We start from the raw sequence: 26,399 nt of genomic DNA on the forward strand, positions 1-26,399 counted from the left end.
ACTGAGAGTGTTTCTGCTCTGTTGTTCGCGGGCGACGGCAGCCTGACGGCTGGGGGCGGCGAACAATCGCGGACTGTATCATGGTGCGCCGCACCAATACTGTACGTGGGGTTGCGGTCAATACGTACTTTCTTCTAGCTACCCCGGGCACACTCCATCATGGCCAAGGTTTTCATCGACGGCGAAGCCGGTACCACCGGCCTGCAAATCCGCGAACGGCTCCAGACGATGCCGCAGATCGAACTCGTGAGCATCGCGCCCGAGCTGCGAAAAGACGCCGCCGCCAAGCGTGACCTGATGGCCGGCGTCGACCTGGTGGTGCTGTGCCTGCACGACGACGCGGCGCGCGAGTCGGTCGCGCTGATCGACCAGCTGCCCGGCCGCAAGCCCAAGATCATCGACGCCTCCACGGCGCACCGCATCGCCTCCGGCTGGGTGTTCGGCTTCCCCGAACTCAACGAAGGCCACTGGCAGGCCGTGGCCAAGGCCGACCGCGTGGGCAACCCCGGCTGCTACGCCACCGGCGCCATCGCCATGGTGCGCCCGCTGGTCGACGCGGGCATCCTGCCGGTCGATTTCCCGATTTCGCTGCCTTCGGTGAGCGGCTATTCGGGCGGCGGCCGGACCATGATCGAGGCCTACGAGAAGGGCGAGGCGCCGCTGTACGAGACCTACGCGCTGGGCCTGAAGCACAAGCACATCCCCGAAATCATGGCCTACACGGGCCTGACCCGCCGCCCGGTCTTCATCCCGGCGGTGGGCAATTTCAAGCAGGGCATGCTGGTGCAGCTGCCGCTGCACCTCGACCTGCTGCCCGGCAAGCCGAAGGCCGACGACCTGCAGGACGCCCTGGCCGCGCACTACGCGCGCAGCAACACGCCCGAACAGTTCGTGAAGGTGCTGCCGCCGACCGAAGACGGCAAGCTCGAGCCGCAGGCGCTCAACGACACCAACAACCTCGAGATCCGCGTGTTCCCGAACGAGGACCACCACCACGCCGTGGTGATCGCCCGCCTGGACAACCTGGGCAAAGGTGCCAGCGGCGCCGCGGTGCAGAACCTGAAGCTGATGCTGTCGCTCTGAGCGACAGGCTCCCCCCGCTTCCTTTTCAGTTCACCAGCCAGAGCCCGACGCCCAGCAGGGCGGCGTGCGCGCCCAGGGCGATGTACAGCGGCTTGCGCGAAGGCGTGGCCATGTCCTGCAGCGTCTCGTTGATGCGGCGCGTGAGCAGGGCGCGCAGCGCGGGGTCTTCGCCCTCGGCGGGCCCGCCATGTTCGGCGCGGCTTTCCTGCCATTCGGCCAGCATCTCGCTCATGGGCAGCCGGTTCAGCACGAAGGCCACCACCGAGCGCACCGCCTTGCCCTCGCCGAGCACCGGCGCCAGCTGTTTGCTCAAGGCGTCGACCGACAGCCAGTCGGCCGCGCGATGCAAGGCCCCCTGCGTGCGCGGCATCGCCTCGATGCGTGCCGCAATCGCGCCGGCCAGCCGCTGCGACACGGCCTCGCCGCGCGCCGCCACCAGGTGCTGCATGGCGCGTGCGCGCCCCTGCGCCACGCCGAGCATCACGTAGACGGCCACGAACAGCAGCAGCAACACCGCCACCAGCACCGAGGGCGTCGTGAGCAGCGTGATGATGGCGCCCGCGCCACCCGCGCGCGCCGCCGTGTTGCCCGGCCCTTGCAGCTGCGACAGGTAGAAGAAGAAAACGCCGCCGCCCAGGATCACGCCGAGCAGGCCGCCCTTGATCACGGAGCCGGCGAAGGCGAGGCCGGCCTTGGCGCCGGTGCGGGCGAGAGAGGGTTGACCGACGGGGTCAGACGACATGGGATGCTCCTCCAGAGTTGAGGGCCGCTTCGGTGGATTGCTGCGCAATTCGGCGGCCTGCCGCAGATCATGCCACCGGTGCGCCGCCCCATAATCGCGCCTCATTCCAACGAGGAGGTTCGCCATGGCAGTCAAGTTCGAGAAACCGACCGGTGCGTTCGTCGCCGCTTCATGGGCCGCGCTGTTCATCGGCGCCGTGGTCTACCTCATCGGGCTGTGGAACGCCACGATGCAGCTCAACGAGAAGGGCTACTACTTCACCATCCTCATGTACGGCCTGTTCTCCGCCGTGTCGCTGCAAAAAACCGTGCGCGACCGCCTCGAGGGCACCTCCGTCACCGGCATCTACTACGGCCTGTGCTGGATCTCGCTGCTGCTGTCGGTCGCGCTGCTGGCCGTCGGCCTCTTCAACGCCACGCTGGCCAACAGCGAAAAAGGCTTCTACGCCATGGCCTTCCTGCTGAGCCTGTTCGGCGCGGTGGCGGTGCAGAAGAACGTGCGCGACATCGCCGCCCACAAGAACGAAGCGCCGTCGCTCGACGACGCCCCCGAAGCGCACTGACGCCACACGCTCGCGCCCGCGCGGGCCGCCGGCGCTACTCGTTGTCGTTGTAGCCGCTGGCGCCCATCAGCGCCGACAGCCGCGCCGCGATGCTGGCCACGATCTCCCGCACCTGCACCAGGTCGGGACCGACCTTCTGGTCGATGCGCTCCAAGTGCGGCACGTTGATGGCCGCGATCACGTGGTCGGCCGCGCCCATCACCGGGAACGCGATGTTGGTGATGCCGCGGATCTGCCGGCTCGGCATGGCCGCATGGCCGCGCTCACGCACCTCGCGCAAGATCGCGAAAAGCTCGCCCGGGTCGATGTCCTGCTCGCCCTCGACGCGGATGTGCGTGCCCAGCATGCGCGCCCGGTCGATCTCGTCGCGAAAGGCCAGCAGCACGTGGCCCGACGAGGTGTCGGTCAGCCCCATCATCACGCCCACCTTGAGGCCGAACGACCAGCGCTCGGGGCTCTCGACCTGCGCGATGACCACCACGCGCCCGCCCTGGTACATGGCCAGGTGGCACGACTGGCGCGAGCGGTTGGCCAGCTCGCGCAGCAGCGGCAGCGCCGCGCTCACCAGGCTCTTGAGCGGCTGCTGGCGGTGCGCAAGCTCGAACATGCGCAGCGTGAGCGCGTAGCGGTCGTTCTCGTCGACCTGCACGAAGCCGCGGCGCTCCAGCGTCACCGCCATGCGGAAGATCTCGCTGACCTTGCGCCCGACCTTCTGCGCCAGCTCGTTCAGCGTGTAGCCCGTGGCGCTGTCGGCCAGCGCCTCCAGGATGTCCAGCCCCTTCTCGAGCGCGGGCGCGGTATAGCGCGGCCCGCCCTCCGACTCGTCGTCCGGCTCGGACGACGACAGGGGCTCACTGGACGACGTGGAAAGGCTGCTCGGCTTCTTTTGGTTCATGGCGCTTCAAGCGTACACGCACGGCGGTGCATCAGCCCACGCGGTCCTTGCCGGCGATCTGCCGGGGCAGCGCGAACAGGATGAGCACGGCCGCCAGCAGCGTCACCGCCGCGATCACGTACAGCCCGACCTGCGTGCTGCCCGTCATGTCGTGCACCTTGCCCACCATGTAGGGGCTGATGATGCCGCCCAGGTTGCCCACCGAGTTGATCAGCGCAATGCCGCCCGCCGCCGCCGTGCCCGTGAGGAACTTGGGCGGCAGCGTCCAGAACACCGGCAGGCAGCCGATGACACCCACCGCCGCCACCGTGAGCGCGGCCATGGCCAGCCCGGTCGACGCGCCGAAGTACGCGCTGCAGATGTAGCCCAGCCCGCCCACCGCCACCGTCAGGCCCAGGTGCCAGCGGCGCTCACCCGAGCGGTCGGAGCTCGCGCCGATCAGCAGCATCGCGATGCCGGCGGCCGCATAGGGAATGGCCGTGAGCAGCCCGATGTTCAGCGGGTTCGTGATGCCGGTGTTCTTGATGAGCTGCGGCATCCAGAAGGTCAGGCCGTAGAGCCCCATCAGCATGAACATGTAGATCAGGGCCAGCAGCGCGGTGCCCGGCTGACGCAGCGCCGCCAGGAAGTTGTGCTCGGCCTGGCCGGCCTCGGCATCGACGTTGGCGCGCAGCAGGCGCTTTTCATTGCCGTCGAGCCACTTGGCGTCTTCGATGCGGTTGTCCAGCAGCCACAGCACCACCAGCCCCAGCAGCACCGTCGGCAGGCCTTCGAGCAGGAAGAGCCACTGCCATCCGGCCCAGCCGTTCATGCCCGCGAAGTGCGTCATGATCCAGCCCGCCAGCGGCCCGCCGATGACGCCCGAGATGGCGATCGAGGTCATGAACCACGCGTTGATGCGCGCGCGCCGCCGCGCCGGAAACCAGTACGTGAAGTACAGGATCACGCCCGGCAGGAAGCCCGCTTCCGCCGCCCCCACCAGAAAGCGCAGCACGTAGAACGAGGTCTCCGACTTCACGAACATCATCGCCGTGGAGGCCAGGCCCCAGGTGATCATGATCCGCGCGATCCAGCGCTTGGCGCCCACGCGATGCATGATGATGTTGCTGGGCACCTCGAAGATGAAGTAGCCCACGAAGAAGATGCTGGCCCCCAGCCCGTAGGCCGCATCGGACAGGCTCAGGTCGCCCTGCATCTGCAGCTTGGCGAAGCTGATGTTCACGCGGTCGAAGTACGCGAAGATGAAGCACACGACCAACAGCGGCAGCACGCGCCAGCCGACTTTGCGGTAGATGGCGTCCTCGGCGGCCGAGCCGCCTGCCAGCGCGCGGGACGCGGCAATGGTGGAGCTGTTGTTCATGCTCAGTTCGACCAGCCGCCGTCGATCATGTGCGTGGTGCCCGTGGTGAAGCCCGACTCGTCCGAGGCCAGGTAGACCACCAGCGCCGCGATTTCTTCCGGCTTGCCCACGCGCCCGAGCGGCTGGCGTGCCACGAACGCGGCGCGCACCGCGGCCTCGTCGGCGCCGGCCTGCTCGGCCTGCGCCGCGATGCGGTCGCGCAGCGAGGGCGACTCGACCGTGCCCGGGCAGATCGCGTTGCAGCGGATGCCCTGCTGGATGAAGTCGGCCGCCACCGCCTTGGTGAGCCCGATGACCGCCGCCTTCGACGCACCGTAGACGAAGCGGTTCGGCACGCCCTTCACGCTCGACGCGGCCGAGGCCATGTTGATGATCGAGCCGCCGTGCGACAGCATCGCCGGCAGGAACGCGCGGATGGTGCGGTACATCGACTTCACGTTCAGGTCCATGCTGAAGTCCCAGTCGGCTTCCTCGCAGGCCAGGATGTTGCCGCTGTGCACGAAGCCCGCGCAGTTGAACAGCACGTCGAGCCGGCCGGCCGTTGGCGCGAAGGCTTGCAGCGCGGCGCTGTCGCGCACGTTGAGCGTCGCGGTCTTCAGCCCCGCGAGGCCTTCCTCGCGCGCCAGCACGGCGAGTTCGGCCAACGCGGCCTCGTCGACGTCGGTGGCCCACACGGTGGCGCCTTCACGGGCCAGCGCGAGCGCGCTGGCGCGGCCGATGCCCTTGCCGGCGGCGGTGACGAGGATGTTCTTTCCCTGAACGCGAGAGCTCATTGCAGTGTCCTTTGGTGATGTTTGGTTTTGCGCTCATGAAATTTTCATTTCATGTATGAAATCAAATGTACGCCAGCAAAAGACAAATTCACATTGGCAAAAGCCCGCCCAGGGCCCGAATCTCATCGGGATTTACCCGCAGATCGGCGCAAACCCCAACAAGAAACAAAGACGCCCCTGATAGTCTCAGTTGTGAAATCAAGTTTTATCTAAGAAAACAATCTTGAACTACCAGTTCGACTTCGCGCCCGTGCTGGCGCAATGGCCGCTGCTGCTGGAAGGCGCGTGGACGACCGTGCAGCTGTCCTTCCTGGCCACCGTGCTGGGCTTTGCGCTGGGCACCGTCTGCGCGCTGGGCCGCAACAGCCGGCATGGCTGGCTGCGCGGCCTGACGGGCGGCTATGTGGAGGCGATCCGCAACACGCCGCTGCTGATCCAGAGCTACTTCCTGATCTTCGGCCTCTCCAGCGCCGGCGTGACGATGCCGATCATGGTCGCGCGGTGCTCGCGCTGGTGGTGAACATCGGCGCCTACAGCTGCGAAATCATCCGCGCCGGCATCGAGTCGATCCACAAGGGCCAGCTCGAGGCAGCCGAGTGCCTGGGGCTGTCCAAGCTGCAGGTGTTCTGGCACGTGATCCTGCGGCCCGCCGTGGAGCGCGTGTACCCGGCGCTGGCCAGCCAGTTCGTGCTGCTGATGCTGGCCTCCAGCATCATGTCGTCGGTGGGCGCGAAGAGCTCTTCGGCGTGGCCAACCGCATCCAGTCGGACACCTTCCGCAACTTCGAGATCTTCATCGTGCTGTGGGTGGTGTACCTGGCGCTGTCGTACGCCATGCGCCTGGGTTTCTGGCTGCTCGGCCTTGTCGTGTTCCCGCGCCGACGCAAGCTCGGCACGCCGCTTTGAAAAGGGCCGCGCCATGACATTCATGCCGGCCGATCACCTCGGCTTTCTCCTGATGGGCGCGTGGGGCACGGTGCAGCTCTCGGCGCTCGCGTTCGTGGGCGGCGGGCTCATCGGCCTGGCGGTGGCGCTGGCGCGCGTGTCGCCCGTCAAGGCGGTGCGCGTGGCGGCCGCGGGCTACATCCAGGTCATCCAGGGCACGCCGCTGCTGGTGCTGATGGGCGTGTGCTTCTTCGGGCCCAACATCGCGGGCATCGGCTCGGTGCCGGCGCTGGTTGCCGCGGCGCTGGCCATCACCGTCTACGCCAGCGCCTTCCTCGGCGAAATCTGGCGCGGCTGCATCCAGGCCGTGCCGCGCGCCCAGTGGGAGGCGGCCGAATGCCTGGCGCTCACGCGCTGGGAGCGCATGCGCCGCGTGATCCTGCCGCAGGCGCTGCGCATCGCGACGCCGCCCACGGTCGGCTTCCTGGTGCAGATCATCAAGAACACATCGATCGCGTCGCTGGTGGTCGGCTATGCCGAGCTCTCCTACAACGCCAAGGTGCTGAACAACTCGACCTTCCAGCCCTTCCTGTACTTCGGGTGCGCGGTGGTTCTCTATTTCATTCTTTGCTACCCGCTCTCGCGATGGAGTCGCGCCCTTGAAAGGAAGCTCAATGCAGCCCGTGGTTGAACTCAACGAAGTCCACAAGCACTTCGGCAAGCTGCATGTGCTGAAAGGCGTGTCGTTCTCGGTCCAGCGCGGCCAGGTGGTGGCCATCATCGGCCAGAGCGGCTCGGGCAAGAGCACGGCGCTGCGCTGCATCGACCGGCTCGAGACCATCGACAGCGGCACCATCCAGTGCTGCGGCCACGCGGTGCATGACCCCGCCCTGAACCTGCGCGCGCTGCGCAAGGACGTGGGCATCGTGTTCCAGAGCTACAACCTGTTCCCGCACCTCACGGTCAAGCAGAACATCACGCTCGCGCCGCAGTCGGTCAAGAAGGCGAGCGCCTCCGCAGCCAACGCCATTGCCATGGAAGTGCTGGCGCGCGTGGGCCTGGCCGAGAAGGCCGACGCCTACCCCGAGCAGCTCTCGGGCGGCCAGCAGCAGCGCGTGGCCATTGCGCGCTCGCTCGCGATGAAGCCGCAGCTCATGCTGTTCGACGAAGTGACATCCGCGCTCGACCCGCAGCTCACCGGCGAAGTGCTCAAGGTGATGGAAAAGCTCGCGTCCGAGGGCATGACCATGATCCTGGTGACGCACGAGATGGCCTTTGCGCGCGGCGTGGCCGACAAGGTCATCTACATGCACCAGGGGCTGGTCTGGGAGGAGGGCGACGCCAGCATCCTCAGCAACCCGCAAACGCCCGAGCTGCGCCAGTTCATCGGCACCGGGCTCTGAGCCGCGTGCGCCCGTCGCTCTTTTTCATTCACACGACACCAGGAGACATTCGATGACCCACTCTCTCTTCGCCCGCCGCCGCGGCGCCCTGCTTTGTGCGCTCGCACTGGCCCTGCCGCTGGCCTTCGCGGGCACCGCCGCGCATGCCGACCAGCTCGACACCATCACCGCCGCCAAGAAGATCCGCATCGCCATCGATCTGGCCGTGCCGCCTTACGGCTTCAAGGACGAAAAGCTCAACGCCACCGGCTCCGACGTCGAGGCCGCGAAGCTGCTGGCCAAGAGCCTGGGCCTGGAGCTCGAGATCGTGCCGACCACCGGCGCCAACCGCATTCCGTTCCTGCAGACCGACAAGGCCGACATCGTGATCTCGAGCATGTCGGTCACGCCCGAGCGCGAGAAGGTGGTCGACTTCTCCGTGCCCTACGCCGCCATCCTGGCCGTGGTGGGCGCGCCCAAGAGCATGACCATCACGGGCCCGGCCGACCTGGCCGGCAAGAAAGTGATTTCGACGCGCGGCACCACCAACGACCAGGAAGTGACCAAGATCCTGCCGGCCGGCGCGCAGATCGTGCGCTTCGACGACGACGCCACCTCCATCACCGCCGTGGTGAGCGGGCAGGCCGACATCTTCGCGACCGCGCCGCCGCTCCTGAAGACCATCAACGAGAAGAACCCGGCCAAGCAGATGGAGCCGAAGTTCACCATGAAGGTCAACATGCTGGCCATCGGCATGCGCAAGAACGAGCCGCGCCTGAAGGCCAAGCTCGACGAGTTCGTGAAGGCGCAGCTCAAGAGCGGCGAGCTCAACACCATCTACAAGAAGTTCCACGGCGCCGACCTGCCGCCCGACGTGATGCGCAACGCGAGCTGAGCACCATGGCAAAGATCGACCAGGTCGAGATCGCGCAGATCGACATCGCGCCGAAGGTCAAGCGCACCGACGCCATCCAGTCCTTCGTGACGCAGGAGACCGTGATGGTCACCGTGCGCTGCGACGACGGCTCGGCGGGCACGGGCTACACGTACACCATCGGCACGGGCGGCTCGTCCATCGTGGCGCTCTTGAACGACCACCTCGCGCCGCGCCTGATCGGGCGCGATCCGCAGCAGTACGAGGCCATCTGGCGCGACCTGTTCTTCCACACGCACGCAACCGCGGTCGGCGCGATCACCAGCCTGTCGCTGGCGGCCATCGACACCGCGCTGTGGGACCGCAACGCGCGCGCGTCGAACCTGCCGCTGTGGCGCCTGGCGGGCGGTGCGCAGCCGCGCGTGCCGGTCTACACGACCGAGGGCGGCTGGCTGCACATCGAGCCCGCGCAGCTGGTCGAGCAGACACTCGCGGCCAAGGCCGACGGCTTCCTGGGCGCGAAGATCAAGGTCGGCAAGCCGCACGTGGCGCAGGACATTGCGCGCCTGTCGGCCGTGCGCGAGGCCGTGGGCGCGGACTTCGAGCTGATGGTCGACGCCAACCAGAGCTTCACCGTGGCCGAGGCCATTCGCCGCGCGCGCCAGTACGCGCCGCTGGACCTCGCGTGGTTCGAGGAGCCGATGCCGGCCGAGCACGTGCGCGCGCATGCGCAGCTGCTGGCGAGCACCACGGTGCCGATCGCGGTGGGCGAGTCGATGTACCACCCGTCGCAGTTCGCCGAATACATCCAGCAGGGCGCCTGCTCGATCGTGCAGGCCGACGTGGCGCGCGTGGGCGGCATCACGCCGTGGCTCAAGATCGCGCACCTGGCCGAAGCGCACAACATCGCGATGTGCCCGCACTTCCTGATGGAGCTGCACGTGAGCCTGTGCGCGGCGGTACCGAATGCGCGCTGGGTCGAGTACATCCCGCAGCTCGACGACCTGACGACGAGCCGCCTGCGCATCGAGGAAGGCCATGCGGTCGCGCCGGAAACGCCGGGGCTGGGCATCGAGTGGGACGCCGAACAGCTGAGGGCGCGGCGCAAGTTCACGCCGATCGTGGTGCGCGGCTGAAAAGGCGAGAAAGGCGAGAAAGGCCGAGCCTCAGTCGGCTTCGAGCAGGCTGCGCAGCGAGCGCAGGTCGCGCGCGATCCAGCCCGCGTCGCGCTCGAAGGCCGCATCGTCCATGTGCGGCTGGCGCAGCAGCGTGAACTGCAGCTCGCAGGCGTCGGGCGCGATGCCGATCACGCGAAACGGCAGGTAGACCTCGGGCACGCCTTCGGGCGCAACCCAGTGGTCGAGCACGCCGAAGTCGTTGCGCGGCGCGAAACGCATGCGGGCGTCGCCGCTCTCGGGCGTGCGCACGATCCAGTGGTCGCCGTGCGGCACCAGCGCGCTCCTGGCGAGGCCGCTGGCCCAGTCGGGCAGGCGCTTGGGGTCGGCCGCCAGCACATAGGCGCGGCGCCATTCGCAGGCCACGCGCTGCGTGATGACGCGGGACTGCGCGGCCTGGCCGTCTTCATTCGTGGGTTTCATCATCGAAGTCGCTCCTGAGCACCTTGGACACGACAGCGCCCGCAAACCCGCGCGCCATCAGAAATCGCATTTGCCTGGCCCGTTCCTTCGCGTCGGCGGGCGGCGCGTCGAAGCGACGGCGCCAGAGGGCGGTGGCGCGCGCCACCTCGGTGTCCTGCAGGCCGGCCACCGCCTCGGCGATGGCTTCGGGCGCGATGCCCTTGGCCTGCAGCTCCTGCTTCACCCGCAGCGCGCCCGAACGGGCCGCGCGCTGGTTGAGCACCGAGGCCACCACGCGCGGTTCGCTGATGAAGTCCTTGGCGGCCAGTTCGTCGAGCGCCTTCGCCAGCGTGCCGGGCTCTTCTTCATGCCTGGCCAGCTTGCGCTCCAGCTCCGCGCGCGAATGCTCGCGCTGGCTCAGGAGGCGCAGTGCGCGGCCTTTGAGGGACGGGGCGTTGAATGCCATGCGGGGTCGATCGCTCGCTCGCACGGCCCCGCGAAGCGCCGCGCTCGGCAGGGCTTACTCGCCCTTGTCCGCCTTCTCGGCCTTGGCGGCCTTCTGCGGCTTCTCGGGCGTGGCGCCGGCATCGGCGGCCAGCAGCGGAATGCCCAGCGACTCGCGCACCTTGTTCTCGATCTCGCGCGACAGCTCGGGGTTCTCGCGCAGGAACTCGCGGGCGTTGTCGCGGCCCTGGCCGATCTTCTCGCCGTTGTAGGCGTACCAGGCACCCGACTTGTCGACGATCTTGGCGTTCACGCCCATGTCGATGATTTCGCCTTCGCGGCTGATGCCCTCGCCGAACAGGATGTCGAACTCGGCCGTCTTGAACGGGGGCGAGACCTTGTTCTTCACCACCTTGACCTTGGTTTCGTTGCCGATGGCCTCGTCGCCCTTCTTGATGGTGCCGATGCGGCGGATGTCCAGGCGCACCGAGGCGTAGAACTTCAGCGCGTTGCCGCCGGTGGTGGTTTCGGGCGAGCCGAACATCACGCCGATCTTCATGCGGATCTGGTTGATGAAGATGACCATGCAGTTGGTCTTCTTGATGGTGGCGGTGAGCTTGCGCAGCGCCTGGCTCATCAGGCGGGCCTGCAGGCCGGGCAGCGAGTCGCCCATTTCGCCTTCGATTTCGGCCTTGGGCGTGAGCGCGGCGACCGAGTCGACCACGATCAGGTCCACGGCGCCGGAGCGCACCAGCGAATCGACGATTTCCAGGGCCTGCTCGCCGGTGTCGGGCTGGCTGATCAGCAGGTCGGACAGGTTCACGCCGAGCTTCTGGGCGTATTGCACGTCGAGGGCGTGCTCGGCGTCGACGAAGGCGCAGGTGCCGGCCTGCTTCTGCATGGCGGCGATGACCTGCAGCGTGAGCGTGGTCTTGCCCGAGGATTCAGGGCCGTAGATTTCGATGACGCGGCCGCGCGGCAGGCCGCCGACGCCCAGCGCGATGTCCAGGCCCAGCGAGCCGGTGGAGACCACCTGGATGTCTTCCAGCGCCTCGCCTTCGCCGAGCCGCATGATCGTGCCCTTGCCGAACTGCTTTTCGATCTGGGCCAGCGCGGCCTGGAGGGCCTTGGCCTTTTCACTGTTGGCGACCGAGATGCTTGCGCCCTTGACGACTGCGTCCATGTGGAAACTCCTTGAAAATCAACGGTTTGTGTTGGGTTTCATCCATCTGCTTTTAATCACAGGCTGGATGCTTGAACAGTAGTGTAGGGGCTCATGGATTCGAGTAAACCCATTTTTTGGTCAGTTTGCTTTACCATTTGCCGCCATGGCCGAAGCCGCTTTCCCGACCGATCCCGACGCCTGGCGGCAAACCCACCTGGGCCGCCTGCTGGGCCATGCAATGCGCCGCTTCGACGCGCGCGTGCTCGAGCTGATGGCGCACGACGTCGACGTGCCGCTGGCCCTGTCGAACCTCGCGGCACGCGCGCAGGTGAGCGCGGCGCACATCCACATCACGCGGCACCTGGCGCGCGAGGGCTCGCGCCTCACCGAGCTGGCCGAACGCGCCGGCATGACCAAGCAGGCCATGGGCGCGCTGGTCGACCAGTGCGAGGCCTGGGGGCTGGTCACGCGCGGGCCCGACGCGCTGGACGCGCGGGCGCGGCGCGTGCTGTTCACGGCCGACGGGCTGGCCTGGCTCGACGCCTTCCGCAGCGCGGTGACGCAGGCCGAGCGCGAGTTCAGAAGCAGCGTCGGCAACGACATCGCCACCGTGGTAACCATCGGACTCGAAGCCTATACGGCGGGCTAGACTCCCAAGAGAGACAAATGTGAACGGCGCCGGTGGGGCGCCCGACACCCGAAACAGGCCGGAGGTGGCGCATATGCGGATTCTGATTGCCGAAGACGACCAGGTGCTGGCCGATGCCCTGCTGCGCAGCCTGCGCACCTCGGGCGCGGCGGTCGACCACGTGGCGAACGGCTCGCAGGCCGACACCGCGCTCATGACCCACGACGAGTTCGACCTGCTGATCCTCGACCTCGGGCTGCCGAGCCTGCACGGCATCGAGATCCTGAAGCGCCTGCGCGCGCGCGGCTCGCAACTGCCTGTGCTGGTGCTCACGGCGGCCGACAGCGTGGAAGAGCGCGTCAAGGGCCTGGACCACGGCGCCGACGACTACATGGCCAAGCCCTTCAGCCTGCAGGAGCTGGAAGCGCGCGTGCGCGCCCTCACGCGGCGCGGCATGGGCACCACCAGCAACACCATCCGCCACGGCCCGCTGGTGTACGACCAGGGCGGCCGCGTGGCTACCATCGACGGCAAGATGGTCGAGCTGTCGGCGCGCGAGCTCGGCCTGCTCGAAGTGCTGCTGCAGCGCGCCGGCCGGCTGGTGAGCAAGGACCAGCTGGTCGACCGCCTCTGCGAATGGGGCGAGGAGGTGAGCCTGAACGCCATCGAGGTGTACATCCACCGCCTGCGCAAGAAGATCGAGAAGGGCCCGGTGCGTATCGCGACGGTGCGCGGGCTGGGCTATTGCCTCGAAAAGATCCAGTGACGGCGACGCGCCCGGCAAGGCCGCCGCGCGCGCGCAGCGACGCCGGCGCGCCGGAGGACTCGGTGCGATGAAGCTCTTCCAGCGCGCGCAGCGCTCCCTGTTCGGCGAAATCCTCGACTGGATGCTCACGCCGCTGCTGCTGCTGGTGCCGGTGAGCATCGGCGTCACGTGGCTGGTGGCGCAGGGCATTGCCAACGCGCCCTTCGACCGCGCGCTCGAGCACAACGTGAAGGCGCTGGCCGAGCTGGTCACGGTGAAGGACGGACAGACGCAATTCGTGCTGTCGCAGTCGGCGCGCGAGATCCTGCGGGCCGACGACGCCGGCCACGTGTACTACCAGTTGCTCGACGGCCACGGCACGCTGCAAAGCGGCGAACGCGACATTCCGCAGCCCGGCCTCGACGAGCCGCTGCCGCCCAACCAGGTGTTCCTGCACAACAGCGACGTGCACGGCCTGCCGGTGCGCGTGGCCTCGATGTGGATCGCCAGCGGCAGCGACGACGTGTCGCCCTCGCTGCTGCAGCTGGCGGAGACGCGCGAGAAGCAGTCGGTGCTGGCGGCCGAGATCATCAAGGGCGTGCTGCTGCCGCAGTTCGCGATCCTGCCGCTGGCGGTGCTGCTGATCTGGCTGGCGCTGGTGCGCGGAATCAAGCCGCTGTCGGTGGTGGAGGCGCGCATCCGCGAACGCCGCCCCGGCGACCTGAGCCCGCTCGACGAGTCGTCGGTGCCGCTGGAGGTGGTGCCGCTGGTGTCTTCGGTGAACGAGCTGCTCGACAAGCTCAACGACTCCATCGGCACGCAGAAGCGCTTCCTGGCCGACGCGGCGCACCAGCTCAAGACGCCGCTCGCGGGCCTGCGCATGCAGGCCGACCTGGCGCAGCGCGAGGGCGCCAACGCCGACGAGCTGAAGCAGTCGCTCAAGCAGATCGGCCGCGCCAGCAAGCGCGCCACGCACACGGTGAACCAGCTGCTGTCGCTGGCGCGCGCCGAGGGCAACAGCGCCAACGTGCACCACCAGCCCTGCGACCTCGCGCGGCTGACCATCGAAGTGGTGCGCGAGGCCGTGCCGCGCGCATCGAGAAGCGCATCGACCTGGGCTACGACGGCGCCGAGGCGGGCGCGCCGGGCGTGATGTTCGACGGCAACCAGACGCTGCTGAAAGAGCTGGTGCGCAACCTGGTCGACAACGCACTCAACTACACGCCCTCGACACCGGAGCGCCCCGGCCTGATCACCGTGCGCGTGCTGGCCGACCCCTTCGGTCACGTGCTGCTGCTGCAGGTGGAGGACAACGGCCCCGGCATTGCCGAAGCCGACCGCGAGCTGGTGTTCGAGCCCTTCTACCGCGTGCTCGGCAACGAGGCCGACGGCTCGGGACTGGGCCTGCCGATCGTGCGCGAGATCGCGAACCAGCACCGCGCGCAGGTGAAGCTGGAAGACGCGCATCCCGGCAAGCATCCGCCGGGGGCGCTGTTCACGGTGCGTTTCGAAAGCGAAACGGCCGCTTGAGCGGGCCGGCCGCCAGGCTCAGGGGGCCGGTGCCGCAGGCGCAGCAGGGGCAGTGGGCGCGGCAGGCGCAGCGGACGCCGCCGCCTTCACGTCCTTGCGGATCTGCAGCCACTCGGGCCGGATCTGCCGCGCCAGCCGCTGCGGCTCGCGCTCGTTGAGCCCCGCCGGCGCCAGGCCGAAGCCGACCAGGTCGCCGCGCGCCCACAGGAAGTAGCCCGCGTTGGCCAGCAGCAGAACAACAAGAAGCAGGCGCAGCTTCATAAGATTCAGAACGCCATGCCGCGAGGGCGTACGCTCACTTCGTCGCTGGAAATCAGCTGCAGTCCGGCGTCGGTGCGCACCTGCAGTTCGCCGCCCCAGGCCACGCCTTCGCACAGGCCGGCGCTGCCGTCGCTGAGCACCACTTCGCGCCCGCGCAGCACGTCGCGCGCGGCAAAGCGTTCGGCAAAGGGCGCGAAGCCCCGCGCCTCGAAGTCGAGCACGGAGCGTACGAGCGGCAACGCCAGTTCGGCCAGCACCTCGGGCGCCTTGGCTTCGGGGCGCCACTGGTGCAGCCAGGCCGGCGGCGTGCGCATGCCGGCGGCGTCGCGCGGGCCGATGTTGATGCCGATGCCGATCACGAGGTAGCGCGCTGCATCGGCCCGCCCGGCGGACGGCAGCGCCGTTTCGATGAGGATGCCCACCAGCTTGCTGTCGTTGACCCACACGTCGTTGGGCCACTTGAGACCGACCTTGTGCTCGCCAGTGGGGTCGAGGCTTTCGACCACGGAGACACCGACCGCCAGCGACAGGCCCGACCAGTCGGCGGGCGCGAGCGGCAGGCCCAGCGAGAACAGCAGCGATGCGGGCTCTTCCTGCTGCTGCGCGCTCTGCCAGGGGCGCCCGAGGCGGCCGCGCCCCGCGGTCTGGCGCTCGGCCACGAGCAGCACGGGCTCGACACGCCCGGCGCGCGCGCGGCGCATCAGCTCGGTGTTGGTGGAGTCGATTTCGGCCACGGCCTCGACCGTGAAGCCGGGCAACAGCGGCGCGACCGCCGCGGCGATCCGGTCTTCGAACCAGTCGGCGCAGGTGTGGCTGGCCATGCTCAGTCCTTGTCGGACTTGTCTTTCTTGGCGGACTTTTTCTCGCTCTTTTTCTCGGCTTTCTTGTCGGCCTTCTTTTCCGCCTTCTTGGCGTCGTCCTTCTTCTCAGCCTTTTTTTCGGCCTTTTTCTTTTCAGCCTTCTTTTTGTCTTTCTTCTTCTTTTTCTTTTCTTCGTCCTCATCCTTGGGTGTCAGCAGCGTGCCGCGGCATGCCTCGGAACCGCACCAGCAAGGAAATTCGGACAGCAGCTTGGGCGTGTACGGCTCGTCGATGATCAGGCCGTAGTCGTAATTGAGTTCTTCTCCTGCAGCGATGTTGCGCAGCGCCTTGATATAAACGCGCCCATCGACCTCATCGGCTTCGCAGTTCGGTTCGCACGAGTGATTGATCCAGCGTGCGTCGTTGCCCTTGACGTTGCCGTCGATCACCCGCCCGTCGTCGATGTGGAAGTAGAAGGTGTGGTTGGGCTGGGCCGGGTCGTGCGGATGGCGGCGCAGCGCCTCTTTCCAGCTGATGACCTCGCCCTTGTATTCGATCAGCGTTTCGCCTTCGGCCAGGTCCTGCACGGCGAAGACGCCGTTGCCGTGGACATCGGAGCGCCGCATCTGGATGCGGCGGCCCGCGGAAAGTGGGGATTTGGAAGGCATCGCCGAAGTCTGTTAGTTTGAATATGCACACATGCGCGTGTGCGCGTGCGCACGCGGGAAGCCGCAGAGTATAGAGAGCCCATAGATGACAAAGACGTTGGTAATCGCAGAAAAGCCGTCGGTGGCACAGGACATCGTCCGTGCCCTCACGCCGGTGGCCGGCAAATTCGACAAACATGACGAGCATTTCGAGAACGACAGTTATGTCGTGACCAGCGCTGTCGGTCACCTGGTCGAAATCCAGGCGCCCGAGGAATTCGACGTCAAGCGGGGCAAGTGGAGTTTTGCCAACCTGCCCGTGATTCCGCCGCATTTCGACCTCAAGCCGGTCGACAAGACGAAGACGCGCCTGAACGCCGTGGTCAAGCAGGCCAAGCGCAAGGACGTGACGCAACTGATCAACGCCTGCGACGCGGGCCGCGAGGGTGAGCTGATCTTCCGCCTGATCGAGCAATACGCCGGCGGCAAGGCCGGGCTGAACAAGCCGGTCAAGCGGCTGTGGCTGCAGTCGATGACGCCGCAGGCCATCCGCGACGGCTTCGACGCGCTGCGCACCGAGAAGCAGATGCAGGGCCTGGCCGACGCCGCGCGCTCGCGCTCCGAGGCCGACTGGCTGGTGGGCATCAACGGCACGCGCGCCATGACCGCGTTCAATTCGCGCGACGGCGGCTTCTTCCTCACGACCGTGGGCCGGGTGCAGACGCCCACGCTGTCGGTGGTGGTGGAGCGCGAGGAGCAGATCCGCAAGTTCGTCTCGCGCGACTACTGGGAAATCCACGGCAGCTTCGCGGCCGAGGCCGGCGACTATCCGGGCAAGTGGTTCAACCCCGACTGGAAGAAGGCCAACGCGCCGCTGCTGGCCAACGGCGAGCCCGATGCGGAGCAACGCGCGGACCGCGTGTGGAACGAACAGGAGGCCCGCGCCATCGCCGACGCCTCGCGCGGCAAGCCCGCCACCGTCACCGAAGAGAGCAAGCCCACCACGCAGGCCTCGCCGATGCTGTTCGACCTGACCTCGCTGCAGCGCGAGGCCAACGGCCGCTTCGGCTTCAGCGCCAAGACCACGCTGGCGCTGGCCCAGAGCCTGTACGAACGCCACAAGGCGCTGACCTACCCGCGTACCGATTCGCGCGCGCTGCCCGAAGACTACCTGCCGGTGGTCAAGCAGACCATGGGCATGCTGGCCAACAGCGGCATGAAGCACCTGGCGCCGTTCGCCCAGCAGGCGGTCGACGGCAACTACGTGCGGCCCAACAAGCGCATCTTCGACAACGCCAAGGTGTCGGATCACTTCGCCATCATCCCGACGCTGCAAGCCCCCAGCGGCCTGAGCGACGCCGAGCAGAAGCTGTACGACTTCGTGGTGCGCCGCTTCATGTCGGTGTTCTTCCCGAGCGCCGAATACCAGGTGACCACGCGCATCAGCACGGTGGAGCAGGGCGGCAAGAAGTACCCCTTCCGCACCGACGGCAAGGTGCTGGTCAAGCCGGGCTGGCTGGCCATCTACGGCAAGGAAGCCCAGGACGACGAGAAGGAAGACGACAAGGACGGCAAGCGCCTCGTGCCGGTGAAGCCGGGCGAGATCGTCAAGGCCGAGACGGTCGACACCAAGGGCCTGAAGACGCGCCCGCCCGCGCGCTACTCCGAAGCCACGCTGCTCGGCGCCATGGAAGGCGCGGGCAAGACCATCGACGACGACGAGCTGCGCGAGGCCATGCAGGAAAAGGGCTTGGGCACGCCAGCCACGCGCGCGGCCACCATCGAAGGGCTGATTGCCGAGAAGTACATGCTGCGCGAAGGCCGTGAACTCATTCCCACGGCCAAGGCCTTCCAGCTGATGACGCTGCTGCGCGGCCTGGGCGTGGAAGAACTCTCCAAGGCCGAGCTGACCGGCGAGTGGGAATACAAGCTCGCGCAGATGGAGAAGGGGTCGCTCAGCCGCGACGCCTTCATGCGCGAGATCGCCGCGATGACCGAGCACATCGTGAAGAAGGCCAAGGAGTACGACCGCGACACCGTGCCGGGCGACTACTCGACCCTGCAGACGCCGTGCCCCAACTGCGGCGGCGTCGTGAAGGAAAACTACCGCCGCTACGCCTGCACCGGCAAGAGCGGCACGGGCGAGGACGCCTGCGGCTTCTCGTTCGGCAAGTCGCCGGCCGGGCGCACCTTCGAGGTGGCCGAGGCCGAGGCGCTGCTGCGCGACAAGCACATCGGCCCGCTCGAAGGCTTCCGCTCCAAGGCGGGCTGGCCCTTCACCTCCGAGATCGTCATCAAGTTCGACGAAGAGGCGAAGAACTGGAAGCTGGAGTTCGACTTCGGCGACGACAAGAACGCCGAGAGCGGCGAGATCGTCGACTTCAGCGAGCAGGACACCGTGGGCCCGTGCCCGGTGTGCGGCGCGCCGGTGTTCGAGCACGGCAGCAACTACGTCTGCGAGAAGTCGGTGCCGACCAACGCGCAGCCCACGCCCAGCTGCACCTTCAAGACCGGCAAGATCATCCTGCAGCAGCCGGTGGAGCGCGCGCAGATGGAAAAGCTGCTGGCCACCGGCAAGACCGACCTGCTCGACAAGTTCGTGAGCATGCGCACGCGCCGCGCCTTCAAGGCCTTCCTGACCTGGAACGCCGAAGAGGGCAAGGTGACCTTCGAGTTCGCGCCGCGCGAAGGCGGCAGCAAGTTCCCGCCGCGCAAGACCTTCGGCAAGGCCGCGCCCGCGGGCAAGACGGCGGCCGCCAAGAAGGTGGCGGCGAAGAAGACGCCCGCGGCCAAGAAAGCCCCGGCCGCGAAGAAGGCGGCCGCGCCGCGCAAGCCCGGCGCGGGCCTGAAACCCAGCGACTCGCTGGCCGCGGTGATCGGCGCCGAACCGGTGGCGCGCACCGAGGTCATCAAGAAGCTGTGGGACTACATCAAGGCCAACGGCCTGCAGGACGCGACCAACAAGCGCGCCATCAACGCCGACGCCAAGCTCAAGCCGGTGTTCGGCAAGGACCAGGTGACGATGTTCGAACTCGCGGGCATCGTGGGCAAGCACCTCTCGGCGCCCTGAGCCATGCGGCGCAGACACTTCGGCGCAAGCCTTGTCGCGGCGGCCGTCGGGATGACCGCCTTGTTGTTCGGCGGCGCGGGCCTGGCCCATGCCGCCGCGTGGCCCGACAAGCCCGTGAAGCTGGTCGTGCCCTTCCCGCCGGGGCAGGCCACCGACATCTTCGCCCGCGCGCTGGCCGAGCAGCTCGGCAAGCGGCTGGGCCAGCCGGTGATCATCGACAACAAGGCCGGCGCCGGCAGCAACATCGGCACCGAGTTCGTGGTGCGCTCGCAGCCCGACGGCTACACGCTGGTGGTGGCGGGCAGCGCGATGGCGGTGAACCAGACGCTCTACGCCAAGCCGGGCTTCGACCCGCGCCGCGACCTGGTCGGCATCTCGCTGATCGCGAAGGTGCCGCTGGTGTTCCTGGCCACGCCTGAAAGCGGCATCCGCACGCTCGCTGAGCTCACGGCGCGCGCCAAGGCCGAGCCCGGCCGGCTGAGCTACGCGAGCGCCGGCATCGGCGGCACGCAGCACCTGTCGGGCGAGATGTACAAGGCGGCGGCGCATGTGTTCATTACGCACATTCCGTACCGGGGCAGCGGCCCGGCGCAGTCGGACTTCCTGGGCAACCAGGTGCCGCTGATGGTCGACTCGGTGACGGCCGCGCTGCCGCACATCAAGTCGGGCAAGGCGGTGGCGCTGGCGGTCACGTCGGCCACGCGCTCGTCGCAATTGCCCGACGTGCCCACCGTGGCCGAAAGCCGCGTGCCGGGCACCGCCAACTTCGAGGCCGTGGGCTGGCTCGGGCTGATGGCGCCGCGCGGCACGCCGACCGAGATCGTCGAGCGCCTGAACCACGAGGTGACCGACATCCTGAAGAGCGAGCAGATGGCGCGCTTCATTCGCGAGCGCGGCTCCGAGCCCGCGCCGACCACGCCGGGCGAGTTCGACCGCTTCGTGGCGAGCGAGATCCGCCTCTGGGGCGCGGCCGTGAAGGCCTCGGGCGCGAAGCCCGAATAAGAAGAACGAGAGAACCCGGCGTCAGCGCGGCGCGGGGCTTGCGGCCGGCACCGCCTCTTTCGCGCGGTCGACCTCCGCCAGCAGCCAGCTGCGGAAATGATCGAGCGTGGCGAGCTGGCCGCGCCTTCCGGGTAGCAGAACCAGTAGCCCTCGTTGCCGCGGTAGCCGCCACCGGGCAGCGGCTCGTCGACCAGGCCCGACGTGATCTCGTCCTGCACCAGGCAGCGCGGCACCAGCGCCACGCCCATGCCGACCATCACCGCGCGGATCATGGTCTGGAACTGGTCGAACTGCGGGCCGGCCAGCGGGTCGAGCCCCCGCACGCCGTGCGTCTCGCTCCATTGCAGCCACGACTGCGGCACGGTGACGTGGCGCAGCAGCGTGCAGCGCGCCACGTCCTGCGGCGTGCGAATGACCACCTCGGCCTGCGCCGCGCGCGGCGCGATCAGCGCCACGTCGCGCCCCGCGAGGTAGTGCGATTGCGCGCCGGGCCAGTGACCGTCGCCGAACAGGATGGCGCAGTCGAGCTCGGGCCGCTCGAAGTCGTAGCCGTGCACGAAGGGCACGAAATGCAGCGTGATCTGCGGATGCGCGCGCTGGAAATCGGGAAGCCGTGGAATCAGCCACTTGGCGCCGAAGGTGGGCAGGGTCGACAGGTGCAGCGCGCCGCCGCCGTCGCCGCTGGTGATGAGCTCCAGCGTGGCCGCCTCCAGTTGCGCGAGCAGGGCGCGCACCGCCTTCTCGTAGCGCTCGCCGGCGGGCGTGAGCGCCAGCCGCTTGCGGTTGCGCTCGAACAGCGGCGCGCCGATCCAGCGTTCGAGCTCCTGCACCTGCTTGCTGACCGCGCCCTGCGTGAGGTGCAGCGCCTCGGCCGCGCGCGAGACGCCGCCGAAGCGCACCACCGTCGAGAAGGCGCGCAGCAGGTTCAGGGGAGGGTTGAGACGTCGCAGCGACATGGCGGGATGCCCATTAAAACATTCCAGATCAGAATGTTAGCGGGTATATCCTTTGCTACAGGTGAGGTGGCAAATCGCTCTTCGCCCTCAAAAGCACATTGGAACACTCCCCCATGCAACGTCGTCATTTCATTTCCACGCTGGCTGCTGCTTCTATCCTCCCTGGAATATCCTTTGCCCAAGGCAAGCCGATCCGGATGGTCGTGCCCTTCCCGCCCGGCGGCGCCACCGACATCACCGCGCGCGTGCTCTCCGAGCCGCTCGGCAAGATCCTCCAGCAGCCGGTGGTCATCGACAACCGCGCCGGCGCCGGCGGCTCCATCGGCATGGCCGAACTGGCCCGCGCCACGCCCGACGGCCTGACCTTCGGCGTGGCCACGCTGTCCACGCACGGCGTGAACCCGGCCGTCTACCAGAAGCTGCCCTACGACCCCGTCAAGGGCTTCGTGGCCGTGACCGAGCTGGTGAAGGCGCCGGGCGTGGTCGTCATCAATCCGTCGGTGCTGCCGGTCGCCAACTTCGCGGAACTGGTCAAGTACCTGAAGGCCAACCCCGGCAAGGTGTCGTACGCCTCGCCGGGCAACGGCACCATCGGCCACATGTGGGGCGAGCTGTTCAAGAGCAGCACCGGAACCTCGATGGTGCACATCCCCTACCGCGGTGCGGGCCCGGCCATCAACGACGTGCTCGCGGGCCAGGTGCCGGTGTACTTCGACCAGGTGGCGTCGTCGCTGCCGCACGTGAAGTCGGGCAAGCTGAAGGCGATGGCCGTGTCCTGGAGCGGCCGCCTCGACGTGCTGCCCGAGGTGCCGACCTACGGCGAACTGGGCTACCCGGCCAACAACGACCCGTCGTGGTTCGGCCTGGTGGCGCCCGCGGGCACCTCGCCCGAGATCGCGCTGCGCATGCAGCAGGCGGTGGTGACGGCGCTGAAGGACAACTCGGTGCGCGAACGCCTGGCGCTGCAGGGGCTGTACGCCTCGGGCACCACGCCGGCCGAGTTCACGAAGCAGATCGCGACCGAGATCGAGAAGATGAAGAAGGTCGCCGCTTTCGCGCGCATCCGATTGGACTGACCGAGCCTGCCTATGCATCCTGTCCTGAAACTGATTCAAACCCGCGCCCAGGTGACAAGCGTCGCCGGGCATACCCCGCTGGTGCTGGACTCTCCGCACAGCGGCACCGTCTACCCCGACGACTTCGACACGGTGCGCGACCTCGCCACCTTGCGCCGGGCCGAAGACACGCACGTCGAGAAGCTCTACGCCTTCGCGCCCGACCTGGGCGCCGCCTGGATCGAGGCGCACTTTCCGCGCAGCTACCTGGACGCCAACCGCGACACCACCGAGATCGACACCACCATGCTCGACGGCACGTGGACCGAGCCGGTGTCGAGCGACCCGCGCGTGCTGTCGAAAGTGCGCCTGGGCAAGGGCCTGATCTGGAAGCTCACCGACGAGGGCCTGCCGATCTACGGCCGGCAGCTCACGGTCGACGAAGTGCGCCAGCGCATCGACAGCTGCTGGCGCCCGTACCACGCGGCGGTGGCGCAGGCCGTGGACGACGCGCATGCGCGGCACGGCTACAGCATCCACATCAACTGCCACTCGATGCCGGCCGTCGCGGCCAGCCACGCGACCGACTTCCCGGGGCTGGCGCATGCCGACTTCGTGATCGGCGACCGCGACGGCAGCACCGCCGACCCGGCGCTGTCGCAACGGATCTGCGAGCACCTGCGCGCGCTGGGCTACAGCGTGGACTACAACCACCCCTACAAGGGCGTGGAGCTGGTGCGCCGGCACGGCAACCCGGCCGCGAACCGGCACAGCATCCAGGTCGAGATCAACCGCAAGCTCTACATGGACGAGGCCACGCTGGCGCTGAACGAAGCCGACGCGAGCCGGCTGCAGGGGCACCTGCGCTCGATGGTCGAGATGCTGCTGGCGACGGACCCGCGCTGATCGATCAGGCTGTGGTGGGCGTGAAGTCGGTGGACACCGACAGCGCCTCCCACGCCTTGATCTCTTCCTGCAGCGCACCGAGCTTCTCGCGCACCACCTTCACCGCGTCGGGGCCGAGCAGCAGGTGCGCGGGCGGGTTGGCGCTTTCGGTGATGCGGATCATGGCGCGCGCGGCCTTCACCGGGTCGCCGTCCTGCTTGCCGCTGCGCGCCAGGCGGCGCTCGCGCACCGGGCCCATCACCGGCGCGTAGTCGGCGATGGTCTGCGGCGCGCGCACCATCGAGCGGCCCGCCCAGTCGGTGCGAAAACCGCCGGGCTCCACCGCCGTCACGTGGATGCCGAAGCTCGCGACCTCCTTGCCCAGCGTTTCCGAGAGGCCCTCGAGCGCGAACTTGCTGCCGTGGTAGTAGCCCAGCCCCGGGAAGGTCACGATGCCGCCCATCGAGGTGATGTTCAGGATGTGGCCGCGGCGGCGCGCCCGCATGAACGGCAGCACGGCCTGGGCCACGGCCACCGCGCCGAACACGTTCACCTCGAACTGCTGGCGCAGTTCGTCGAGCGACGATTCCTCGATCGTGCCCTCGTGGCCGTAGCCCGCGTTGTTGACCAGCACGTCGATGGGGCCGACCGAGGCCTCGACCTCGGCCACCACGCGCAGCACGTCGGCGCCCTGCGTCACGTCGAGCAGGCGGCCGAACGAGCGGCCGGGCCGCAGCGCGTCGAACCCGGCGCGCGCGGCCTCGTTGCGCAGCGTGCCCACCACGCGGTGGCCGGCGGCCAGCGCCTCCTGCGCGAGTGCGCGGCCGAAGCCGCTGCTGACGCCGGTGATGAACCAGGTCTTGGGTGAGGATGAAGCGGATGCCATGGCGATGTCCTTGAAGGGTGGATGGGAGAACCGATGGCGCCACTGTGCGCGTGCCGCATCGCTTTGATAATCCGCCCAATCGACGAAGCACCTTGAAGCTTTTCTTCAAGATCAAACCGGACCACCTTTCATGCGCCAGGACCAGCTCGACGGACTCGTCACCTTCGTGGCCGTGGCCGAGACGCGCGGTTTTTCGGCCGCGTCGGTGCGCCTGGGCGTGTCGCCCTCGGCCGTGAGCCAGGCCGTGCGGCTGCTCGAAAAGCGCGTGGGCGTGGCGCTGTTCAACCGCACCACGCGCAGCGTGAACCTCACCGAAGCCGGCGCTCGCTTTCTGGAACGCATACGCCCGGCCGTGCAGGAGCTGGCCTCGGCTTCGGACGAACTGAGCGACAGCGCGGAGCGCCCGTCGGGGCTGCTGCGGCTCACGGTGCCGCGCGCGGCCTACCTGTTCGTGCTGCAGCCGGTGCTCGGCGGCTTCCTGCGCGCGCACCCGCGCATCGATGTCGAGGTGTCGATCAGCAGCGCGCTGGTCGACATCGTGGGCATGGGCTTCGACGCCGGCATCCGCTTCGGCGGCATGGTCGAGCGCGACATGGTGGGCGTGCGGGTCGGCCCGCCGCTGGCCAACAGCATCGTCGCCGCGCCGCGCTACCTGGCCGGGCGCGGCACGCCGGTACACCCGCGCGAGCTGCTGGCGCACGACTGCATCGGCTTTCGCTACGAGAGCTCGGGCCAGCTGGAGCGCTGGGCCTCGAGAAAGACGGCGAGGCCCTGACGCTCGGCGTGAGCGGCCGCCTCGTGATGAACGACGTGGCCGTGATGCTCGACGCGGCGGTCGACGGCATCGGCATTGCCAACCTCATCAGCAGCTACACCGAGCGCCACGTGGCCGACGGCCGGCTGGTGCAGTTGCTGGCCGACTGGACCACGCCGCTGCCCGACCTGACGCTGTACTACCCCGACCGCAAGCGCGTGCCGCCCAAGCTGCGCGCGCTGATCGACTTCCTGCGCGTTGCGAACGAGCCCGCAACAACCCCGATGCCGCCGGGTGTGTTGTTACAGGGCAGCCGGGGCGCCGGCCTATAGTGGCCGCAGTCCCACCATCTCCTGGAGTTTTCCGTGAAGCCATTCATTGCAGCTGTTTTCGCCGTCGCGATGGGCGCGCTCGTCGCGGGTTGCGCGGGCACCGGCACGGCCCCCGGCGGTGACCGCGCCGCGTCGTCGTCCACCACGCCGTCGGGCAGCGGTGTGACGGTGTTCGGCACCATCGACGCCAGCGTCAGCGGCTACCAGAACAAGAGCTCGCGCTGACCCCTCAGGCCACTTCGGCCTTACCGGCCACCCCGGCCAGATAGCCGTGCAGCGCCCCCCGCAGCTGGCGTGACAGCGCCTGCAGGTCGGGCCGCCCGCCGGTGCCGATGTGCGTGTGCGCCACCAGCCCGTAGAGGATGGTCTGGCACACGCGCGCTGCTTCCTTCTTCGGGCAATCGGCCGCCAGGTCACCGGCGGCATCGAGCACGCCCACCCACTCGGCCACGAAGCGGTCGTACATCTTGCGGTAGGCCTCGGGCCCCGACAGGTGCCGCTCCAGCAGGTAGTGCGCGCCCCAGGCCAGCGGCTGCTCGCGGTGGGCGTCGAGCTGCGTGTCGACCACCGCATCGACGATCTCGCGCAGCGGCCGGCCCGCGTGCGCGGCCACGGTCGCGCGGATGCCGAGCAGCAGCGCCTTGGAGCGCAGGTGCAGGCACACGCGCGCCAGGTCTTCCTTGTTCTCGAAGTATTCGTAGAAGCTGCCGAGCCCCGTGCCGGCCACGGCCGCGATCTCGCGGATGGTGACGGCGGCGTAGCCCTTCTCCACCCAAAGCCGAACAAAGGCTTCCTGCAAGGCCTGCGAGGTGTGGCGCGCGCGGGACTGGCGCGGCTTTCTCCGGGGAGCGGCAGCCGCCGTGCGCGCGCCCGTCATGGCCGCCGAACCCGAACACCTTGCGCCCGGCTTGTTCCTAGAATTTTTGAACCCATCGAATGGATTCTGCAATGGCCCCCGACGCACCGACACCGGACGATTCCCACCCCGCTGTATTTACCCGCCAAGGCCCCGACGGCTGGCAGCCCAGCGTGCTCGCGCGCGGCCCGTGGGACCCGCGCGCGCAGCACGGCGGCGCGCCCTGCGCGCTCTTCGCGCACGTGGCCGAA

27 protein-coding genes and 3 pseudogenes are annotated in these 26,399 nt (G+C 68.2%); 17 read left to right on the forward strand and 13 right to left on the reverse strand.

The genetic code is table 11. From position 1 onward, the window contains the following. The first annotated feature begins 159 nt into the window (after nt 1-159). The gene (gene argC / locus BMG07_RS10510; protein ID WP_198084515.1) at nt 160-1,083 is read left to right on the forward strand and encodes an N-acetyl-gamma-glutamyl-phosphate reductase; all 924 of its coding nucleotides are present in this window, start codon (nt 160-162) and stop codon (nt 1,081-1,083) included. 25 nt (nt 1,084-1,108) lie between these two features. On the opposite strand, the gene BMG07_RS10515 is transcribed toward argC, so the two are convergent. Next, entirely contained in the window at nt 1,109-1,825 is a 717-nt protein-coding gene (locus tag BMG07_RS10515) for a hypothetical protein (RefSeq protein ID WP_198084516.1), read from the reverse strand. Nucleotides 1,826-1,949: 124 nt separating this feature from the next. On the opposite strand from BMG07_RS10515, the gene yiaA reads away from it, so the two are divergent. After that, the gene (yiaA, locus tag BMG07_RS10520) at nt 1,950-2,387 is read left to right on the forward strand and encodes an inner membrane protein YiaA (RefSeq protein WP_198084517.1); all 438 of its coding nucleotides are present in this window, start codon (nt 1,950-1,952) and stop codon (nt 2,385-2,387) included. 34 nt (nt 2,388-2,421) lie between these two features. On the opposite strand, the gene BMG07_RS10525 is transcribed toward yiaA, so the two are convergent. Genes BMG07_RS10525 through BMG07_RS10535 form a run of 3 tightly spaced genes read right to left on the reverse strand, consistent with a single transcriptional unit; the run spans nt 2,422 to nt 5,415 of the window. Next, nucleotides 2,422-3,282 carry an IclR family transcriptional regulator gene (locus BMG07_RS10525; protein ID WP_198084518.1) on the reverse strand — a complete coding sequence of 287 codons (861 nt, stop codon included), beginning with the start codon at nt 3,280-3,282 and terminating at the stop codon, nt 2,422-2,424. 31 nt (nt 3,283-3,313) lie between these two features. Continuing rightward, nucleotides 3,314-4,642 (reverse strand): MFS transporter, encoded by a 1,329-nt coding sequence (locus tag BMG07_RS10530; protein ID WP_198084519.1) that lies wholly within the window; start codon nt 4,640-4,642, stop codon nt 3,314-3,316. Between the two features lie 2 nt (nt 4,643-4,644). Further along, nucleotides 4,645-5,415, reverse strand: a complete 771-nt coding sequence (locus BMG07_RS10535) for an SDR family oxidoreductase (RefSeq protein WP_198084520.1) — start codon at nt 5,413-5,415, stop codon at nt 4,645-4,647. A gap of 223 nt (nt 5,416-5,638) precedes the next feature. Between BMG07_RS10535 and BMG07_RS10540 the strand changes: the two are divergent. From BMG07_RS10540 to BMG07_RS10560, 5 genes and pseudogenes are all read left to right on the forward strand, one after another. Continuing rightward, nucleotides 5,639-6,320, forward strand: a pseudogene (locus BMG07_RS10540) (amino acid ABC transporter permease). Between the two features lie 22 nt (nt 6,321-6,342). Next, nucleotides 6,343-6,990 carry an amino acid ABC transporter permease gene (locus BMG07_RS10545; RefSeq protein WP_198084541.1) on the forward strand — a complete coding sequence of 216 codons (648 nt, stop codon included), beginning with the start codon at nt 6,343-6,345 and terminating at the stop codon, nt 6,988-6,990. Further along, nucleotides 6,974-7,702, forward strand: a complete 729-nt coding sequence (locus BMG07_RS10550) for an amino acid ABC transporter ATP-binding protein (protein ID WP_198084521.1) — start codon at nt 6,974-6,976, stop codon at nt 7,700-7,702. Before BMG07_RS10545 ends, BMG07_RS10550 begins: the two co-directional genes overlap by 17 nt. 52 nt (nt 7,703-7,754) lie before the next feature. Next, nucleotides 7,755-8,576 (forward strand): transporter substrate-binding domain-containing protein, encoded by an 822-nt coding sequence (locus BMG07_RS10555; RefSeq protein ID WP_198084522.1) that lies wholly within the window; start codon nt 7,755-7,757, stop codon nt 8,574-8,576. 5 nt (nt 8,577-8,581) lie between these two features. After that, nucleotides 8,582-9,691 carry a mandelate racemase/muconate lactonizing enzyme family protein gene (locus BMG07_RS10560; protein ID WP_198084523.1) on the forward strand — a complete coding sequence of 370 codons (1,110 nt, stop codon included), beginning with the start codon at nt 8,582-8,584 and terminating at the stop codon, nt 9,689-9,691. A 30-nt stretch (nt 9,692-9,721) separates the two neighbouring features. Here the strand turns inward: BMG07_RS10560 and BMG07_RS10565 are convergent, their stop codons facing one another. The 3 genes from BMG07_RS10565 to recA are packed head-to-tail and all read right to left on the reverse strand — an operon-like array spanning nt 9,722 to nt 11,759. Further along, nucleotides 9,722-10,156 carry an SRPBCC family protein gene (locus BMG07_RS10565; RefSeq protein WP_198084524.1) on the reverse strand — a complete coding sequence of 145 codons (435 nt, stop codon included), beginning with the start codon at nt 10,154-10,156 and terminating at the stop codon, nt 9,722-9,724. Continuing rightward, on the reverse strand, nt 10,137-10,598 hold the full coding sequence (recX, locus tag BMG07_RS10570; protein WP_198084525.1) for a recombination regulator RecX: 462 nt from the start codon (nt 10,596-10,598) through the stop codon (nt 10,137-10,139). The genes BMG07_RS10565 and recX overlap by 20 nt, the downstream gene beginning before the upstream one ends. 54 nt (nt 10,599-10,652) lie before the next feature. After that, nucleotides 10,653-11,759 carry a recombinase RecA gene (gene recA, locus BMG07_RS10575; RefSeq protein ID WP_198084526.1) on the reverse strand — a complete coding sequence of 369 codons (1,107 nt, stop codon included), beginning with the start codon at nt 11,757-11,759 and terminating at the stop codon, nt 10,653-10,655. Nucleotides 11,760-11,904: 145 nt separating this feature from the next. Between recA and BMG07_RS10580 the strand changes: the two genes are divergently transcribed. The 3 genes and pseudogenes from BMG07_RS10580 to BMG07_RS10590 all read left to right on the forward strand — a co-directional run bounded on the left by BMG07_RS10580 (nt 11,905) and on the right by BMG07_RS10590 (nt 14,644). Next, a complete protein-coding gene (locus BMG07_RS10580; RefSeq protein ID WP_198084527.1) occupies nt 11,905-12,390 on the forward strand; it encodes a MarR family winged helix-turn-helix transcriptional regulator in 486 nt (161 codons plus the stop codon). A gap of 73 nt (nt 12,391-12,463) precedes the next feature. Beyond that, nucleotides 12,464-13,135: a response regulator transcription factor gene (locus BMG07_RS10585; protein ID WP_198084528.1), complete on the forward strand. Its 672-nt coding sequence runs from the start codon at nt 12,464-12,466 to the stop codon at nt 13,133-13,135. A gap of 67 nt (nt 13,136-13,202) precedes the next feature. Then, nucleotides 13,203-14,644, forward strand: a pseudogene (locus BMG07_RS10590) (sensor histidine kinase N-terminal domain-containing protein). 18 nt (nt 14,645-14,662) lie between these two features. Here the strand turns inward: BMG07_RS10590 and BMG07_RS10595 are convergent. Genes BMG07_RS10595 through BMG07_RS10605 form a run of 3 tightly spaced genes read right to left on the reverse strand, consistent with a single transcriptional unit; the run spans nt 14,663 to nt 16,373 of the window. Further along, entirely contained in the window at nt 14,663-14,905 is a 243-nt protein-coding gene (locus BMG07_RS10595; RefSeq protein ID WP_198084529.1) for a sporulation protein, read from the reverse strand. Between the two features lie 5 nt (nt 14,906-14,910). After that, the gene (locus tag BMG07_RS10600; protein ID WP_198084530.1) at nt 14,911-15,726 is read right to left on the reverse strand and encodes a biotin--[acetyl-CoA-carboxylase] ligase; all 816 of its coding nucleotides are present in this window, start codon (nt 15,724-15,726) and stop codon (nt 14,911-14,913) included. A 2-nt stretch (nt 15,727-15,728) separates the two neighbouring features. Beyond that, complete coding sequence (locus tag BMG07_RS10605; protein ID WP_198084531.1) at nt 15,729-16,373, reverse strand: SET domain-containing protein; 645 nt, start codon at nt 16,371-16,373, stop codon at nt 15,729-15,731. A gap of 85 nt (nt 16,374-16,458) precedes the next feature. Here BMG07_RS10605 and BMG07_RS10610 point away from each other — a divergent pair, with 85 nt between their 5' ends. Further along, entirely contained in the window at nt 16,459-19,422 is a 2,964-nt protein-coding gene (locus tag BMG07_RS10610) for a DNA topoisomerase III (RefSeq protein WP_198084532.1), read from the forward strand. A gap of 3 nt (nt 19,423-19,425) precedes the next feature. Continuing rightward, nucleotides 19,426-20,424: a tripartite tricarboxylate transporter substrate-binding protein gene (locus tag BMG07_RS10615; RefSeq protein ID WP_198084533.1), complete on the forward strand. Its 999-nt coding sequence runs from the start codon at nt 19,426-19,428 to the stop codon at nt 20,422-20,424. A 21-nt stretch (nt 20,425-20,445) separates the two neighbouring features. On the opposite strand, the pseudogene BMG07_RS10620 reads toward BMG07_RS10615, so the two are convergent. Continuing rightward, a pseudogene (locus tag BMG07_RS10620) lies at nt 20,446-21,380 on the reverse strand (LysR substrate-binding domain-containing protein). Between the two features lie 113 nt (nt 21,381-21,493). Here BMG07_RS10620 and BMG07_RS10625 point away from each other — a divergent pair. Both BMG07_RS10625 and BMG07_RS10630 read left to right on the forward strand, forming a co-directional pair. Continuing rightward, the gene (locus BMG07_RS10625; protein WP_198084534.1) at nt 21,494-22,456 is read left to right on the forward strand and encodes a tripartite tricarboxylate transporter substrate binding protein BugE; all 963 of its coding nucleotides are present in this window, start codon (nt 21,494-21,496) and stop codon (nt 22,454-22,456) included. Between the two features lie 12 nt (nt 22,457-22,468). Then, nucleotides 22,469-23,341, forward strand: a complete 873-nt coding sequence (locus BMG07_RS10630) for an N-formylglutamate amidohydrolase (RefSeq protein WP_198084535.1) — start codon at nt 22,469-22,471, stop codon at nt 23,339-23,341. Nucleotides 23,342-23,345: 4 nt separating this feature from the next. Here BMG07_RS10630 and BMG07_RS10635 read toward each other — a convergent pair whose 3' ends face one another. Next, a complete protein-coding gene (locus BMG07_RS10635; RefSeq protein ID WP_198084536.1) occupies nt 23,346-24,206 on the reverse strand; it encodes an oxidoreductase in 861 nt (286 codons plus the stop codon). Between the two features lie 130 nt (nt 24,207-24,336). On the opposite strand from BMG07_RS10635, the gene BMG07_RS10640 reads away from it, so the two are divergent. The 3 genes from BMG07_RS10640 to BMG07_RS10645 are packed head-to-tail and all read left to right on the forward strand — an operon-like array spanning nt 24,337 to nt 25,517. Beyond that, nucleotides 24,337-24,981, forward strand: coding sequence for a LysR family transcriptional regulator (locus BMG07_RS10640; RefSeq protein ID WP_269758831.1), 645 nt, complete (start codon nt 24,337-24,339; stop codon nt 24,979-24,981). Continuing rightward, entirely contained in the window at nt 24,909-25,292 is a 384-nt protein-coding gene (locus tag BMG07_RS41895) for a LysR substrate-binding domain-containing protein (RefSeq protein WP_269758835.1), read from the forward strand. The genes BMG07_RS10640 and BMG07_RS41895 overlap by 73 nt, the downstream gene beginning before the upstream one ends. A gap of 33 nt (nt 25,293-25,325) precedes the next feature. Further along, nucleotides 25,326-25,517 carry a hypothetical protein gene (locus tag BMG07_RS10645; RefSeq protein WP_198084537.1) on the forward strand — a complete coding sequence of 64 codons (192 nt, stop codon included), beginning with the start codon at nt 25,326-25,328 and terminating at the stop codon, nt 25,515-25,517. Nucleotides 25,518-25,521: 4 nt separating this feature from the next. Here BMG07_RS10645 and BMG07_RS10650 read toward each other — a convergent pair whose 3' ends face one another. Then, complete coding sequence (locus BMG07_RS10650) at nt 25,522-26,169, reverse strand: TetR/AcrR family transcriptional regulator (protein ID WP_198084538.1); 648 nt, start codon at nt 26,167-26,169, stop codon at nt 25,522-25,524. Nucleotides 26,170-26,399 lie beyond the last annotated feature (230 nt).

It is taken from the genome of Variovorax sp. E3, assembly GCF_016082275.1.
Classification (GTDB): domain Bacteria; phylum Pseudomonadota; class Gammaproteobacteria; order Burkholderiales; family Burkholderiaceae_C; genus Variovorax.